The organism is Paenibacillus sp. GSMTC-2017 (assembly GCF_016019935.1).
Lineage (GTDB): Bacteria > Bacillota > Bacilli > Paenibacillales > Paenibacillaceae > Pristimantibacillus.
Genome location: NZ_JAECMT010000001.1, coordinates 898,673 through 915,113, shown reverse-complemented (window position 1 = coordinate 915,113; position 16,441 = coordinate 898,673). Strand labels below are relative to the sequence as shown.

The following is a 16,441-nucleotide window of genomic DNA, read 5'->3' as shown; positions in this document are numbered from 1 at the left end:
CGATGATCTTTTTGTGGGCCTTTCTTGTAGGTGGTGCGATTTGTGTTATAGGACAACTTATGTTTGATGTAGTTAAGCTTACACCAGCACATACAATGGCAACGTTAGTAGTGCTCGGGGCGATTGCTGATGGATTTAACTTATATGAGCCGTTAATCAAATTTGCTGGAGCAGGCGCAACTGTTCCGATTACAAGTTTTGGTAATGCGCTCGTGCACGGCGCTTTAACCGAATTGAAGAGTCAAGGCTGGATTGGTGTTATATCGGGTATATTTAAAGTTACGAGCGCGGGCGTCTCAGCTGCGATTATATTCTCGTTTCTAGCTGCTTTGGTTGCTCGTCCGAAAGGTTAAAATGTTGCAAGTATTGGAGAATCCTGTGGGATTCTCCAATTTTTTTTGGAATGAAAACATTTGTGTATGTTCATTGAATTACTGTAAAATAGTACTAGAAACACACTTGCTATGAACACATTCCGGGAGGTTATGTAATGGACATCCGAACTACTAACATGCAACTATGTTCTTCAATTCTACGAAACTTAGATACTTGTATCCTGGGAAAACATGAAGAAATTGAAAGATTATTGATCGCGGTTATGGCAGGTGGACATGTTTTGCTAGAGGATGTACCTGGTACTGGTAAGACGCAACTCGTGAAAGCGTTAGCAAAGACGATTGGTGGACAGTTCAGGCGTATTCAATGTAATCCTGACTTGCTACCTACTGATATTACAGGCGTTTCAATCTATCATCCGAAGCAGGAAGCATTTATGTTCCGACCTGGCCCAGTGATGACGAATATATTATTAGCAGATGAAATAAACCGCGCTACTACAAAGACACAATCCGCTCTACTAGAAGCGATGGAGGAAGGGCATGTAACGGTAGATGGTGATTCATATGAACTACCACAGCCATTTATTTTGCTAGCGACACAAAATCCGATTGAATTTGAAGGTACATATACATTGCCTGAGGCGCAGCTCGATCGCTTTATGATGAGGTTGTCATTAGGATATCCTAGCGAAGCAGATGAGCAGCGTATGGTTACTTCAAATGAGAGTTATCATCCATCCGATCGCATACAACCAGTATTAAATATCGACGATATGATACATATACAGCGGCAAGTGCTAGAGGTTCATATTGATGATGCAATTGGAAAGTACATTGTATCTCTAGTAAGAGGAACACGCGAGCATGCTCATGTTATGCTTGGCGCAAGTCCAAGAGCCGCACTTGCGCTAACGCGAGCTGCGAAAGCTAGTGCCTTTTTAAAAGAGCGCCATTTCGTCACGCCGGACGATGTGAAGGCGTTAGCTCCATACGTTCTGTCACATCGGATATTGCTCCGTACTGAAGCGCGGATGAACGGTTTACGTGCAGAAGATATTATTGCACAAGTGACTCAAAATACGAAAGTGCCTGTTCGGCTAGAGCGATAATCCGATGAAGGCCACGAGGGCTAAGAAATTACGTTGGCAGTTCATCGCTGTCGTCTATATTAGCAGCCTGTTTTATTTCTTATTCCAAGGCGGCAAAACGGCGTTAATGTTGTTTATTATTATTAATCTACTTCTACTTTATTTGGGGTTAGGGCGCTGGAGTGGAATTACTAACGTAACCGGTAATCGGAACTATTCTACTCACGGAGTAACAACACATGGCTCTATTATTGCTGGTTCATCTATTGATGTAAGTTTGAATGTAAAAGTTCCTGGTTATTACCCTTTGCCATACATTATTGTTCGTGATGGGATGCAGAAGCATAATGGGCAAGAGCTGAGTTTTGAAACGTCCTTTATTCCGAATTGGAAGCGTTCAGGCTCCGTCCTTTATCGCACTCCTCCACTGCAAAGGGGGGAGTATCGATTTAAGAAGACGGAATGTGTTTCGTACGATGTGTTCGGACTTTTCGAACATTCGGGTATATTTATTTCTGAATCGGTATTCAGCGTATTGCCGCAAACGGTTCCACTTAAGCAATGGAGTGGATTTAGGCAAGGCATAAGAGGTCCTTATTCTCATGCAACTGCTTCTCGAGCTGCGAAAGAAACGACGCAAATAAATGGTGTTCGAGAATATTTGTATGGTGATAGATTGTCACGCGTCCACTGGAATGCAACTGCTAAGACTGGACAGTGGAAATCGAAGGCGTTTGAGAGAGAATCACTTCCGCGAACTCTTCTTATTTTGGATCGCCATTATCCGGTATATGACAGCTATATGCAAGAACGATTTGAGCTTGCAGTTTCTATTGCAGCTTCCTTCATTGAGCATGGATCAAGAGATGACACAGCGATGGGGCTACTTTCGATCGGTGAGAAGATGACCATACTACCTCCGAAGTCGGGCATTGATCAACGTAATCTAGTTATGAAACATTTAACATTTGTTGATGCTGACGCTTCTCATCCTATATTTACTTCTCTACAAAGAGCGGACTCATTAATTGAAGGTGGAAGTTTTGCCCTTATTATTTCCACAAACACAGGAAGCCAAATCATTCAAAGTATGGAGTGGTTGTCTCGTAAAGGCGTTACGCCATGCCTCATTCATATCGGCTCCTCAATTGATAAAATAAGCGGAGATGTTGCTTGGAAACAGATGATACAAAGTCGTGGTTGGCTCGTCTATCAGATTCGGCAACTGCAGGAGCTTCCTGCTGTTCTTGAAGGGAGCGTAATTGCATGAGGGAACGAACATCAAGATTGCTATCTTACGTAGCAAAAGATTGGTATGCGCGGTTCGTATCCGTTTTTGTAGCGATCATTATTATGAGTTGTTTAGCTGTATTTGATGGTTATTGGTGGTCAGAGAGTTTCACTATTGGTTATTGGTCCTTATCTGTTGCTCTATTGATTGATGTCTTACTTCCTATTCGATTGCGATTGTTAAGATGGGGATTAAGGATTGTAGCTGCGATAGTCATTACGTTCAGCTTTGCGAGGATCGAATCTCCATCAATCTATCCTGTTAACAAAGAAAGATGGCTATGGTGGGTTGAGCAGACTTTACCACAATTACAACCGTTTATTTGGATAAGTCTTTCCTTACTCCTTATTCATGTTTTGCTTAGCATTTGGGCTGTAACTAGAACTAAAATGTTCGGCGTAATGGGGGCAAGTATTCTGCTGCTTACGGTTGCAGATTCTTTCACGCCTATATGGCTTTGGGATAATGTCGCGATAGTTGTATTTGTTGGTTTAGTTTGGCTTTTGCTTAGTCATCTTGAAAGGCTCAAGCGAACGCACCCTGATAGTTGGGGAGAATTGCTGGAGTACCCGATCAGAGTTGCAACACCTGCAATCATTGTTTTATCTCTATTAATGATTATATCGTTGAATGCACCAGCGATGGCACCACTTCTTCAAGACCCTTATACAATCTGGAAAAATGCTAAAGGCGAAGAAGTACAAGTTTTTCTCGGTGAAAAAGCGATTCTAGATGATACACCGTTATCCAAATCTAATGCGAGCTCTGGCTATAGCCGTAATGATGCTACGCTCGGTGGTGGCTTTGACTTTGATTTTTCTCCGATGATGACTGTCTCCACTTCACATAAGAGCTACTGGCGGGGTGAGACTAAAGCTACATACAATGGAGAAGGCTGGGTTGAACGTCCCGCTGAAGAGGGATATCAGTCTGTAGAAAAGGGTGTTGAACTGCAAAACAGGATCAATCGAGATCTTGCAGAAACAGTTGAAGTAGAACAGATCGTTACGATGGTCCGCACTGAGCCATATCCCATCTTATTCGCTGCTGCACCAATTACGAAAGTGAACTGGATTGAAGAAGATAATGAGTTATTCCCGTCCGGGCTTAGCTGGTCTCCTGAGTATTGGGAACTCAAATGGAATATGGAAATTAAATATCCAACGATTTATTCGGTTACCTCTGCTGTTACGGTATTAGATGAGGAAGGTTTACGTGGGACTGAAGCTGAATTCTCTGATCCCAATGCCAACAGCTTCTATTCCCATATATCAGGTAGTGTTCCTGATCGCGTTTGGGAGCTTGCAGCAGAAGTTACTGCAGAAGGTACAAATGATTATGATAAAGCAAGACTTCTAGAAAATTATTTAAGCACTTCGTATAAATATAATAATAAGCCGGATTTGACTAAGTTATCTGGTACAAGCCCTGATTTCGTAGATCAGTTTTTGTTCGAGCTAAAAGAAGGTTATTGTGATTATTTCTCTACAGCAATGGCAGTAATGGCTAGAACACTAGGAATGCCGACGCGTTGGGTTAAAGGCTTTTCGCCAGGTGTCTTGCCTAGTGACAGTGTCGGTCCGCCAGAAGAATTTATGACGGGTGGAGTAGTAAGTAATCCGCTTGGAGCAGGAACGTATACGGTTCGTAACTCTGACGCTCATTCATGGGTTGAAATTTACTTTGAAGGTTACGGTTGGATACCGTTTGAGCCAACTGCTGGTTTTGATTTCCCTTACAGAATGCCAGCGGGTGAAGAGGTTTCTCTCCCAGATAAGGATATGAATGAAGAGGTGGCAGCAACTAATATTACGGAAAAGAGTTATACAAGCAGTAAAGTGATACTATGGACTGCTGTATCCGCTCTTTTTATTGGTGTTGTAGCATTAGTTATTATTCGACGCCGAGATTTTTCAGGTCTATGGATTAGGCTAAGAACAGGTTCATATAGTACGAATGATCAGATTGTAGTAGAAACTGGCAGGTTGATAGCTGCTTGCAACAAGAGAGGTTTTGAGCGGAAAGAATATGAGACAATTCGAGAAGCGATTATTCGCTGGACAAATACTCATAATCATAAGCGTTTTAGAGAGGACTTCCGCACGGTGTTGAACACTTTCGAAAAGGCTAAATATGGAGCTGGATCTGCAACAAAAGAAGAAGTTGATCATTTTGTAACTAAAGTCCGTTACTTGATTGGTGAACTAAAATAATGCTCTCTACGGCTAATGTAAATAAATACCGATCGTCAGGTGGTCTGATGGTCGGTATTTCTTTGCAACAAATTTGGTTTCTATGGTATAGTTTCGTAAGATAGCAGGGAGAAAGCAGAGGGATAGTAGTTATGTTTGAAAGGTTGGTACCGAATTTACGCGTCAATTCGGTTTACGAAATTGATTTGCATGAACTCTCCTCTCGGGGAGTGCGAGGCATTATTACAGATTTGGACAATACGCTAGTTGGTGCGAAGGAACCACTGGCAACGCCGGAGCTTGTTGCATGGCTGGATAAGGCTAGTTCGCTCGGGTTCAAAGTAGTTATTGTTTCCAATAATAATATTACGCGAGTGGGTAGTTTCGCGACGCCGCTGGGTATTCCATATATCCATGCAGCACGAAAGCCGATACAAAGGCCTTTCCTTAAGGCACTTGCTCTGCTTGGACTAGCAGCTAATCAAACGGTCATGATCGGTGATCAGATGATGACTGATGTGCTTGGCGGAAATCGTATGGGTTTATTTACGATTCTTGTAGCGCCGGTCTCCCCGCCAGATGAGGGTTTGATGACGCTCGTTAATAGAAGAATTGAACGGATTGCGCTATTCATACTTCGTAGGCGTGGTATGTGGCATGAGGAGGAAAAGAAGTGAAAGAACGACAACAAGATGAGACGATAACTTCATGTGCGGGCTGTGGGGTTCACATACAGTCACAGCAACCTGAGGAAGCTGGATATATTCCGGAGAACGCGATTTCGCGAGAGCCGATTATTTGTCAACGATGCTTCCGTATACGGCATTATAATGAAGCGTCATCAGTGGCGATTGACCAAGATGACTTCTTAAAGTTGCTCGGCAGTATCGGTACGACTAACAGTTTAGTCGTTCATATCGTTGATTTGTATGATTTTGAAGGCAGTTTGATTTCTGGCTTGCAACGTTTCGTAGGTAACAATCCGGTTATTCTCGTAGTGAACAAAATTGACTTGCTTCCAAAAGGAATGAATACGAACCGTATTCGTAACTGGGTTCAACAGCAAGCGAAGTCACAGGGTTTAAGAACGATTGATATTATATTGTGCAGTGCGAAACGCAATATGGGCTTCGAGCATGTTATTGATGCACTTGAGCGTCATCGTAACGGACGCGATGTTTATGTTGTTGGCGCGACGAATGTCGGCAAATCAACATTAATTAACCGTCTTATTCGCGATTATAGTGATATGGAGCGTGAACTTACGACGTCCAGATATCCTGGAACGACGCTTGATGCTGTTCATATTCCGCTTGAGGATGGAAAAGCGATTATTGATACACCTGGAATTGTTTACACAAGCAGAATGACTGAAGTTGTACCACGTAGTTTTCTTGGTACATTACTTCCGGACAAGCCGATCAAGCCGCTTGTTTATCAGCTTAACGAAAAACAATCTCTGTTTATCGGTAGTTTAGTCCGCTTTGACTTTGTGGAGGGTGAACGTCAATCCTTCACTTTCTATATTTCTAATGCACTAAATGTACACCGTACGAAGATGGAACGTGCTGATGAACTCTACGAAAACCATAAAGGTGAGTTGCTAGGTGGTCCATCGGTTGCAGAATTAACTGAAATTCCTGAATGGACTAGACATTCGCTTAGAGTTAAGCAAGGTTTGAAACAAGATGTGTTCATCGCGGGACTTGGCTGGATACAAGTAAACGGTATGTACGGAGCATTGATCGATGTATATGCACCGAAGGGTGTCAAAGTAATGTTACGCGATTCTATGATCTAACATTCGTACTGTTTAACACGACTGTTAAAGGAGGAACGGCTATGACAGGGGAGACGACTAACGAACGTATTGACAGTCATACTGTTTTGTATGGAGTTGTCGGTGATCCGATTCGTCACTCGAAATCGCCGATTATGATGAATCGTGCATTTAGGGAGACTGGGATAAATGGGGTTTATACGGCTTTCCATGTCACTCCTGAGTCGCTAGGTGATTTTGTCCGTGGTATTCGGGCGATGGGCATTCGCGGTGTTAATGTTACGATACCTCATAAACTTCAAATCATGGATCTACTAGATGAGATCGATGCTGGGGCTAGTGCAATTGGGGCAGTCAATACGATCGTAAACAATAACGGACATCTTGTCGGTTACAATACAGATGGTATAGGGTATGTACGTTCACTAAAGGAAGAGGCTGCTCCTGATCTCTCAGGCAAACGTATCGTCGTTATCGGTGCCGGCGGTGCTGCCCGAGGAATTACGTATGCCCTTCTTCAAGAGAATCCTTCAGAAATTACAATTACGAATCGTACGATAACGAAGGCGGAGGAACTAGCGTCATCACTTGAGGGTGGAGCAGTTAAGCTGAATGCGGCCGCTTCTGACCGCCTTAAAGATCTGTGCGAAGGCGCGGATATTGTTATTAATACAACTTCGGTTGGTATGTTCCCGAATATCGGTGAATCACCAATTCGGGGTGAGTGGATGAAGTCTGGAGCTGTCGCAAGTGATTTGATCTACAATCCACTGAAGACTACTTTTCTTCAGGAAGCCGAAGCTCGTGGTTGCAAAACTCATGGCGGACTTGGCATGTTCATTTATCAGGGGGCATATGCCTTTGAATATTGGACGGGACAGAGCGCTCCAGTAGTAGCGATGAGAGATTCGGTGCTTGTATCACTCCAAGTTTAATATACACAAAGTAGTGAAGCACATTTTATATGAATGAAGCAAACGAAAGAAGGATGTTTAATTATGCTAACAGGTAAACAAAAAAGACATTTACGTTCATTGGCCCACCACTTAACACCAATTTTCCAAGTAGGCAAGGGCGGTACTAACGATCATCTTGTTCGTCATATCCAAGAAGCTATTGAGACTAGAGAACTAATGAAAATTTCTGTTCTAAATAACTGTCTTGATGATCCTAAAGCAATTGGAGCAGAGATTGCGGCTAACGCAGGCGCTGAGCTCGTTCAAGTGATCGGTAAAACGATCGTGTTATACAAAGAGTCCAAAGATCACAAAACAATCGTTCTTCCAAAAAAATAATTTCATTTAATCGTGCTATATGATTGTTGAAGGATAAACTAAGCTACTGACTTGTAGGAGGAATGGACGATATGAAAAAGATTGGTATTATGGGTGGAACATTCGACCCGATTCATATTGGTCATCTTCTTGCAGCTGAAGTAGCAAGGGAACATTGTAGCTTAAACGAAGTTTGGTTCATCCCGACTGCTGGTTCGCCTCTTAAGGATAACGAACAAAGGGCAAATGCAGTGAAACGATATGAAATGGTAGTCGAAGCGATTAGCAGCAATAACAAGTTTCGTGCGCTCGACATTGAGCTTAAGCGCGGTGGAATTAGTTATTCATATGATACTGTCACAGAACTACAGGCGATATTTCCGGATTGCTCCTTTTCATACATTATAGGATCTGATCGCATTAATGATCTCCCCAAGTGGAATCGAATTGAAAAGCTAGCTGAAGTTGTCAATTTTATAGGTCTGGAGCGTCCCTCAGAAGCCATTTGTATGGAGTCGCTGCCAGCCTATTTGAAGGATAGACTACATCTTGTAGAAATGCCGCCAATAGGCATTTCATCAACAGCATTGCGAAGGAAATTGTCTCTAGGGCAGTCGGTACGTTATTCCTTGCCTGATTCGGTTTTAGCGTATATTAGGAGGCATGGCTTGTATGGATCGAACTAGTATGATCGAACGTGTCAGGGCAGAAATGCCTGAGAAGCGCTGGAAGCATACTGAAGGTGTAATGGCTACAGCGATCATTTTGGCTAATCGGTATGGTGAAGATGCAAAACGTGCAGAGCTTGCAGCTATATTACATGATGTGGCGAAATTCTGGCCGACAGTGCGTCAAGGGAACGTCATAAGAGACAACAATTTACCAATTGATGTTCTTAATTATGATAAAGAGCTTTGGCATGCATCGGTGGGTGCATGGGTAGCCGAACATGAGTTTGGTGTTACGGATGTTGGTGTGTTAGATGCCATACGTTACCATACTTCAGGTCGCAGAGGGATGACTAAGCTTGAAAAGATTGTCTGGCTTGCCGATTATATAGAACCAGGTCGTGATTTTCCTGGTGTAGATCACGTTCGTGCAATAAGTGAGGTTAACTTGGAGGAAGCGATATTAGCTGGCCTTGACGGTACACTTAGCTTCTTGATTGCAAAAGGTGTTCGTATTTATCCACTTACAATCGAAGCTCGAAACAGTTTAATTGAAGAAATAAAAGGAGGTTAAAGTATGTCAGTACAATCAGATGCTTTAATGAAAATTGCGGTAGAGGCCGCTGAAGATAAAAAAGCGATGAACGTCGTTGCTTTAAATTTGAAGGAAGTTTCTTTGGTTGCGGATTATTTCGTGATCTGTAGCGGTAATTCAGATACACAAGTTCAAGCCATTGCAACAGAAATACACAAACAAGCAGCAAAAAGCGGTGCACGTGTCCGTGGTATTGAAGGTATGAACTCGGCAAGATGGGTTCTGATCGATCTTGGTGATGTCATTGTTCATGTCTTCCATAGAGATGAGCGCGAATATTACAATATCGAACGTCTTTGGTCCGACGCGAAAGTTGTGGAATTCGTATGAGTTTGATTGCTGGGACTACACTTACGTTAAAAGTTGCGCGTGAGGTGTCGCCTTATGGTTATTTTTTGACTGATGAAGAAAATGAAGTGTTGCTTCACTATACCGAGTTGGTGGGCGGAAAGCCGAATATTAACAGTATAGTGAACGTGTTTATCTATTTTGATTCCGAGGACAGACTTGCCGCAACGATGAAAAAGCCGTTGCTTCAGCTAGGGGAGCTAGCACGTTTGCGTGTCGCTGACGTACATCCAAAGTTAGGCTGTTTTCTAGAGATGGGACTCGGACGTCAACTATTGCTCCCTTTATCTGAGCTTCCTGAAAAGATCGAATATCGGCCATTGCCAGGAGACGAAGTATTTGTTGTGATGAAGCATGACAAGAGCGGACGACTCATTGCTAAAATTGCTTACGAAGAGGAACTTTCCCCACTTGTATTCCATGCTCCGGCATCTTGGATGAACAACTGGGTTGAGGGTTGGGTAACGAAAACGTTGCAGCTTGGTTCTTTTGTCATTGTAGATGGTGGAGTAGTCGGCTTTGGTGTATATGGACTAATACCGAGTTCAGAGAGAACCAAATCGATTCGACTTGGCGAGCGTGTTCGTGCACGAGTTACGTTCATCCGTGAGGATGGCCGAGTCAATCTATCCATGACTGAGCGCAAAGAAGTAGGACGAATTGAAGACGCAGATCGTATTCTGGCTTTCCTTAAGGAGCGTCCAGGTGGTGGAATGCCATATTCTGACGAAACTGATGCTGATACGATCAAGGGACGTTTCGGTATTAGCAAATCGGCATTCAAACGTGCGATTGGGAAATTGATGAGAGATAGACTTGTGACGCAGAAGGGTAGTTGGACCTATTTGGCCCAGGAAGAATCGCCGGTAGAAACAACTGAAGGAGCTGAAGGCGAGTGACCCAGTCCTACGGACAATTCGCAAAAGTGTATGACCAGCTCATGGAGGATATGCCTTACGCAGAATGGCTTGGCTTCGCTCGCGCAAGCTGGTCGCGATATGGGATGCCTGAGTCGGTTGTTGATCTAGGGTGTGGTACGGGGAGTCTCTCTATACCTCTAGCTAGATCAGGCTTTCATGTGTACGGTATCGATCTATCCGCTGACATGCTTGCGATAGCCCGAAGCAAATGGGACGAATCGCCTCAAGCATCTGTGAGGCCTCGTGTAGGTACAATTAGGTGGCTGCAACAGGATATGAGAAGCTGGGAGCTAGCAGAGCCTGTGGACACCGTCATATCGTTTTGTGATTGCTTGAACTATTTGACGGAGAAGGAAGACATCGAAGCAGCTTTCCAAGCTACGTTCGCTGCCCTGCGCAGTGGCGGCTCATTTCTGTTCGATATGCATCCACCGAAACAATTGATCCGTTATGCCGAGGAGCAGCCGTTTGTGCTGGATGAACGAGATATTGCTTACATTTGGACATGTGATTTTGAAGAGTCGCGTTGCCAGATCGAACATAATCTTACGATATTCGCTCGTGATCGCAATGCAAAGTTTGATCGATTCGAGGAAACACATCTACAGAGAGCTTATGATCCTGACTGGATTGAAGCTGCACTTCGTCGTGCGGGGTTTAGTACAGTTGATCGTTTTGCAGACTTTGAATTAAAGGCTGCTAGTTCTTCTTCAGAGCGATTGTTCTTTGCAGCAATCAAATAATACAATCATTTGCCAGAGGTTGTCTATGCGCGGTTCTGTCGTGTATAGGCAACCTTATTTATGTGCGAAGGGATGATGTCGGAACTGTATACAATATGTAGATTCGTCTCGAATTTCGTCAGAGCAACCGGGACGACCATAGACTCATGTTCGAGAAAATTCGACTGATGTTTTCCATGGCGAAATAGGTCTGACTATGTTATGATATAAGCCTTTGGTTACTCCCTAAGTGCGTCCATCAGCCTGGTGTTCATTGTAGAAGTAGTTGTCACTCGACGTGCCGAGGCGCTCTTCAATTTACTAATTTCTTGCTCTAATAGAATGTTCTTTTGTTCAAGGCTTTCTATAAATACGATCAGTTCCGGTAGCTCATATCCTGCATCTTGGAACAGCTGGATAAGCTGCGAACGGACTTGTGAACCTGTTACTTTTGACTCCATTTTGGACCTCCAATATAGCTATATAATGTCACTATCCTATCATAGCTGTATCTGTTAAAATAGTCGAGTGCGTCAAAAAAACGGATTGCTATCGTATCTATAATTTTCATTGACGAGACCTATATCTTGATGTAAAATCAAGAACATCAACTACATATTGATGGTTATAGTGCTTTCAATGATTTGCCATTGGGCATATCGTGAACATGCGCATCTGCCGTAAGAAGCGGTCAGAAGCGCTTTTTAATTGCAAAAAATCAGTAGAGGAGCGGACGTGCATTGCTACTTGTCTATGATTCCAAAACAGGTAATGTGAAACGTTTCATCAAGAAACTGAATATGAGAGCAGTACCAATCGACGAGCGGGAAAAGATGGACGAGCCCTTCGTGCTGGTCACTTACACAACTGGTTTTGGTCAGGTTCCGGAGAGGGTTAATTCCTTCTTGGAGTCGAACCACGAAATGCTCCGCGGAGTGTCTGCAAGTGGCAATCGCAACTGGGGCCAGGGCTTCGCGAAGAGCGCAGATACGATCTCCCAAAAGTATGATGTGCCGGTCATTTTGAAGTTTGAACTGTCGGGAACAAGTTTAGATACGCAACATTTTGTCGAAAGGGTGCAGGCTATTGAAGCATATTGAATTAAATAATGAATTAATGCAGCGCGGAGCGGACGGATTTTATCAACTGGAGAAAGATAAAGAAGCAGTAGCTGCGTTTATGGCAGAAGTAGAAGAAAAAAGTGTGAAGTTTGATTCCCTTCGTGATAAATTGAATTACCTCATCGACAATGACTACTACGATAACGTATTCGATAAATATACTTACGAGCAGGTAGAAGCTGTTTATCATTTGACAGCAAACAGCGACTTTAAATTCCAGTCTTATATGGCAGCATCTAAGTTTTACAAGGACTATGCCTTGAAAACGAACAATAAAGCACAATATTTGGAGCAATACGCTGACCGTGTTGCGATTGTAGCACTTAACCTTGGTCAAGGTGATGCTGACAAAGCACTTCGTATTGCAGAAGCAATGATTGATCAACGTTTGCAGCCGGCTACTCCAACATTCCTTAACGCAGGAAAGAGCCGTCGTGGTGAAATGGTTTCTTGTTTCCTTCTTGAGATGGACGATTCTTTGAACTCTATCAACTACGTTCTTGGAACATGTATGCAGTTGTCCAAAATTGGTGGCGGTGTTGCTGTCAATTTGTCCAAGCTACGCGGCCGGGGCGAAGCTATTAAAGGTGTAGAAGGCGCAGCTAAAGGTATTATGCCGGTGCTGAAGCTTATGGAAGATGCATTCTCCTATGCAGATCAAATGGGACAACGCAAAGGATCTGGAGCTGGTTACTACAACATTTTCGGATGGGATATTATCGAGTTTTTGGATTGCAAAAAGATTAATGCAGACGAGAAAGCACGTATTAAAACGTTGTCAATCGGTCTTATTATTCCTAATAAATTTTACGAGCTTGCTGCTCAAAATAAACCTTTATTTGTGTTTGGTCCACACTCTGTACACAAAGCGTACGGTCAACATCTAGACGACATGGATATGGATGTTATGTATGAAGAGCTTCTTGCTAATGACCTAGTTACGAAAAAGAGCGTAATGAACGCTCGTGACATGTTGACAAAAATTGCTTCGATTCAGTTAGAATCAGGCTATCCATATATTATGAACAAATCAAATGCAAACAAAGCGCATGCACTTAAAGATATCGGTTCGATTAAGATGTCCAATCTTTGTACGGAAATTTTCCAGCTGCAAGAAACATCTGAAATTAAAGATTATGGCCACGATGATATTATTCGCCGCGACATCAGCTGTAACTTGGCGTCGCTGAATATCGTTAACGTAATGGAACACAAGAAGTTGAAGGAATCGGTACATGTTGGTATTGAGGCTCTTACAACCGTAAGTGATCTGTCCAAAATCGATAATGCTCCAGGTGTTCGTAAGGCAAACGAGGAACTTCACTCGGTTGGTCTTGGTGCAATGAACTTGAATGGTTACCTAGCGAAAAACAAAATCGCATACGAAAGCGCAGAAGCAAAAGATTTCGCAGGCGTTTTCTTTATGATGATGAACTATTACTCGCTTGAGCAAAGCATGGAAATTGCGAAGGAACGTGGAATTACGTTTAACGGCTTCGAACGTTCAGAGTATGCAAAAGGCACTTATTTCGATCGTTATGTTGAGACGGACTTCCGTCCTAAAACAGCGCGTGTAAGTGAACTATTCGAAGGAATGGAAATTCCATCGCCTGAGGATTGGGCTGCTCTTAAAGTGAAAGTACAGCAGCACGGTCTTTATCATGCATACCGACTTGCTATTGCGCCAACACAAAGTATTTCTTATATCCAAAATGCGACTTCAAGCGTAATGCCGATCGTTGAGCATATCGAAACTCGCACCTATGCGAATTCGACTACGTTCTACCCGATGCCGTACTTGTCGCAAGATAATTTCTTCTATTACAAATCGGCTTACAATATTGATCAGTTCAAATTGATTGATCTGATTGCCGAAATTGGACAACATGTGGATCAAGGGATTTCAACTGTTCTTCATGTTAACAGCAACGTTACGACTCGCGAGCTGGCACGTTTCTATGTCTATGCCGCGCAAAAGGGGCTTAAATCGCTTTATTACACAAGAACGAAGCGTCTTTCCGTTGAGGAATGTACAAGCTGCGCAGTATAAACAGGGCTAGTTGATCGAACGATAACGTAGCAAAGAAGGAGCATGTCTACTATGAAAGCAGTAAACTGGAATCGCCCGGACGATGATTTTACACTTACGTTCTGGCAGCAGAATGTAATGCAATTTTGGACGGACGAAGAAATTCCATTGTCAGATGACAAGATGGATTGGATGGAAATGACGGATGCTGAGCGTACATTGTACAAAAATGTACTCGGCGGCCTGACTTTGCTTGATACGATACAAGGCGGCATCGGTATGCCGAAAATTTTGGAGCATGTAGAAGGTTTGCAACGTAAAGCTGTATTGTCCTTCATGTCTATGATGGAACAAATTCATGCGAAGTCTTACAGCAGTATCTTCACAACTCTTGCTTCTGGCGAAGAGATCGATGAAATATTTGCTTGGGTAGAACAAAATTCGCAGCTTCAGAGAAAAGCGGAATTAGTATCTACTTGGTACAGCAACATCTCAAATGAGAAAGAGCTGTATAAAGCGATGGCTGCTTCTGTATTCCTTGAAAGCTACTTGTTCTACAGTGGTTTCTTCTACCCGCTTTATTTGGCTGGTCAAGGCAAGATGACGAGCAGCGGCGAAATTATCGACCTTATTCTTCGTGACGAGAGCATCCACGGACTTTATGTAGGTGTTCTTGCTCAGGAGTTGTTCGAAGGCTTCACAGCAGAAGAGAAGGCTGAACTAACAACTGAGGTATACGCTCTACTTGATGAGCTATACGAGAACGAAGTTATTTATACAGATGATCTGTACAGCCCGCTTGGACTTGAAGAAGAAGTAAAAGCGTATGTTCGTTACAACGCGAACAAAGCACTGATGAACTTAGGGATGGAAGCTCACTTCCCAGAAGAACCAGTTAACCCGATCGTATTCAACGGTATTAGTACCCATACGAAGCAGCACGACTTCTTCTCTAAGAAGGGCAACGGTTACGTGCGCACGATTCATGTGGAACCATTGAATGATGACGACTTTGTTTTCAACTTCTAAAATGATGCGCTAGCTAATATAGATCGCACCAAAATCGCTCTCGACTATGCCTATTGGCACGGCGGGGGCGATTTTTTTAACCAATCCTGAGTAAAGGGGAGTCCATAAATGAAAAGTATTGAAGTGAACGAGCTAATTGGGAAATTTTCGCTTGAGGTGCTCGTTGGATCAGATCGTTTGGATCGGAAAATCATGAAAGCGAAAACATATCGCCCAGGTCTTGAGTTTGTTGGATACTTCGACTTTTTTCCTCAGGAGCATGTGCAAATATTAGGTGTAAAGGAAATAACGTATCTTCACGCATTAACAGAAGAGGAACGGAATCACCATATTGGCAATATTGTCAAATATCATCCACCTTGCTTCATCGTGACATCTAATCAAGACGGACTGAAATATTTAACGAAATATTGCGAAGAAGAAGGTATTCCACTGCTGCGGACGAACAAAACAACGACAGCCTTTATGACAAGTCTTGATGCATATCTACAAAAAGCATTGGCACCGGAAATTGCCGTTCATGGCGTTTGTCTTAACGTATCCGGCATTGGCATACTACTACGCGGCAAATCAGGAGTAGGCAAAAGTGAGACGGCACACACCCTTATAAGACGTGGACATCGGCTAGTTGCTGACGATATGGTCGTACTCAAGAAGCTTAGTGAACAGACGTTGCTTGGCACTCATAACGAAAAGTCGAAGGAGTTTCTTGCACTCCGTAGTGTAGGTCTTATTAATGTTGTACGGCTATACGGGAGAAAGGCGTTTCAAGACGAAACTCGTATTGTGTTAGATATTGAACTGACGAAATGGAGAGATAATGACTTAAACAATGATTTAGAATTGGAACCGAAGTTTAAAGAATATATGGGGGTACAAATAACGCATTTCGAAATTCAGCTACAACCAGGTAGGGATGTAGCAGGGTTAATCGAAGCGGCAGCTAACAACTGGTACTTGAAAACACAAGGGTACAGTGCAGCGGAAGAGTTTATGAAACGTTTGGAGTGTGAATAGATTAGTTTCGTCCGAGGGGACTATCCTAA

General features: G+C 43.1%; 18 protein-coding genes. 17 read left to right on the top strand and 1 reads right to left on the bottom strand.

Going from position 1 to position 16,441, the window contains the following annotated elements; all coding sequences use genetic code 11:
- The first annotated feature begins 2 nt into the window (after positions 1–2).
- The 13 genes from spoVAE (at position 3) to I6N90_RS04230 (ending at position 11,237) form a co-directional block, all read left to right on the top strand.
- On the top strand, positions 3–353 hold the full coding sequence (spoVAE, locus tag I6N90_RS04290) for a stage V sporulation protein AE (protein ID WP_197934245.1): 351 nt from the start codon (positions 3–5) through the stop codon (positions 351–353).
- A 137-nt stretch (positions 354–490) separates the two neighbouring features.
- Positions 491–1,447 carry an AAA family ATPase gene (locus I6N90_RS04285; RefSeq protein ID WP_197934244.1) on the top strand — a complete coding sequence of 319 codons (957 nt, stop codon included), beginning with the start codon at positions 491–493 and terminating at the stop codon, positions 1,445–1,447.
- Positions 1,448–1,451: 4 nt separating this feature from the next.
- On the top strand, positions 1,452–2,696 hold the full coding sequence (locus tag I6N90_RS04280; RefSeq protein ID WP_197934243.1) for a DUF58 domain-containing protein: 1,245 nt from the start codon (positions 1,452–1,454) through the stop codon (positions 2,694–2,696).
- Positions 2,693–4,930 (top strand): transglutaminase TgpA family protein, encoded by a 2,238-nt coding sequence (locus tag I6N90_RS04275; protein ID WP_197934242.1) that lies wholly within the window; start codon positions 2,693–2,695, stop codon positions 4,928–4,930. Before I6N90_RS04280 ends, I6N90_RS04275 begins: the two co-directional genes overlap by 4 nt.
- 131 nt (positions 4,931–5,061) lie before the next feature.
- Entirely contained in the window at positions 5,062–5,586 is a 525-nt protein-coding gene (locus I6N90_RS04270) for a YqeG family HAD IIIA-type phosphatase (RefSeq protein ID WP_197934241.1), read from the top strand.
- Positions 5,583–6,710 (top strand): ribosome biogenesis GTPase YqeH, encoded by a 1,128-nt coding sequence (gene yqeH / locus I6N90_RS04265; protein ID WP_197934240.1) that lies wholly within the window; start codon positions 5,583–5,585, stop codon positions 6,708–6,710. Before I6N90_RS04270 ends, yqeH begins: the two co-directional genes overlap by 4 nt.
- 41 nt (positions 6,711–6,751) lie before the next feature.
- A complete protein-coding gene (aroE, locus tag I6N90_RS04260; protein WP_197934239.1) occupies positions 6,752–7,624 on the top strand; it encodes a shikimate dehydrogenase in 873 nt (290 codons plus the stop codon).
- A 63-nt stretch (positions 7,625–7,687) separates the two neighbouring features.
- Complete coding sequence (yhbY, locus tag I6N90_RS04255) at positions 7,688–7,984, top strand: ribosome assembly RNA-binding protein YhbY (RefSeq protein ID WP_197934797.1); 297 nt, start codon at positions 7,688–7,690, stop codon at positions 7,982–7,984.
- A gap of 71 nt (positions 7,985–8,055) precedes the next feature.
- Complete coding sequence (nadD, locus tag I6N90_RS04250) at positions 8,056–8,649, top strand: nicotinate-nucleotide adenylyltransferase (protein ID WP_197934238.1); 594 nt, start codon at positions 8,056–8,058, stop codon at positions 8,647–8,649.
- A complete protein-coding gene (gene yqeK / locus I6N90_RS04245; protein ID WP_197934237.1) occupies positions 8,636–9,205 on the top strand; it encodes a bis(5'-nucleosyl)-tetraphosphatase (symmetrical) YqeK in 570 nt (189 codons plus the stop codon). The genes nadD and yqeK overlap by 14 nt, the downstream gene beginning before the upstream one ends.
- 3 nt (positions 9,206–9,208) lie before the next feature.
- The gene (gene rsfS / locus I6N90_RS04240; RefSeq protein ID WP_197934236.1) at positions 9,209–9,556 is read left to right on the top strand and encodes a ribosome silencing factor; all 348 of its coding nucleotides are present in this window, start codon (positions 9,209–9,211) and stop codon (positions 9,554–9,556) included.
- A complete protein-coding gene (locus I6N90_RS04235; RefSeq protein WP_197934235.1) occupies positions 9,553–10,473 on the top strand; it encodes a CvfB family protein in 921 nt (306 codons plus the stop codon). Before rsfS ends, I6N90_RS04235 begins: the two co-directional genes overlap by 4 nt.
- A gap of 41 nt (positions 10,474–10,514) precedes the next feature.
- Complete coding sequence (locus tag I6N90_RS04230) at positions 10,515–11,237, top strand: class I SAM-dependent DNA methyltransferase (RefSeq protein WP_197934796.1); 723 nt, start codon at positions 10,515–10,517, stop codon at positions 11,235–11,237.
- A 218-nt stretch (positions 11,238–11,455) separates the two neighbouring features.
- Here the strand turns inward: I6N90_RS04230 and I6N90_RS04225 are convergent, their stop codons facing one another.
- On the bottom strand, positions 11,456–11,677 hold the full coding sequence (locus I6N90_RS04225; protein WP_197934234.1) for a hypothetical protein: 222 nt from the start codon (positions 11,675–11,677) through the stop codon (positions 11,456–11,458).
- 279 nt (positions 11,678–11,956) lie between these two features.
- On the opposite strand from I6N90_RS04225, the gene nrdI reads away from it, so the two are divergent.
- From nrdI to hprK, 4 genes are all read left to right on the top strand, one after another.
- Positions 11,957–12,316, top strand: a complete 360-nt coding sequence (gene nrdI / locus I6N90_RS04220) for a class Ib ribonucleoside-diphosphate reductase assembly flavoprotein NrdI (RefSeq protein WP_197934233.1) — start codon at positions 11,957–11,959, stop codon at positions 12,314–12,316.
- Positions 12,303–14,387 carry a class 1b ribonucleoside-diphosphate reductase subunit alpha gene (gene nrdE, locus I6N90_RS04215; RefSeq protein WP_197934232.1) on the top strand — a complete coding sequence of 695 codons (2,085 nt, stop codon included), beginning with the start codon at positions 12,303–12,305 and terminating at the stop codon, positions 14,385–14,387. Before nrdI ends, nrdE begins: the two co-directional genes overlap by 14 nt.
- Positions 14,388–14,438: 51 nt before the next feature.
- Complete coding sequence (nrdF, locus tag I6N90_RS04210; RefSeq protein ID WP_197934231.1) at positions 14,439–15,395, top strand: class 1b ribonucleoside-diphosphate reductase subunit beta; 957 nt, start codon at positions 14,439–14,441, stop codon at positions 15,393–15,395.
- A 108-nt stretch (positions 15,396–15,503) separates the two neighbouring features.
- Positions 15,504–16,412, top strand: coding sequence for an HPr(Ser) kinase/phosphatase (gene hprK, locus I6N90_RS04205; RefSeq protein WP_197934230.1), 909 nt, complete (start codon positions 15,504–15,506; stop codon positions 16,410–16,412).
- Positions 16,413–16,441: the final 29 nt, after the last annotated feature.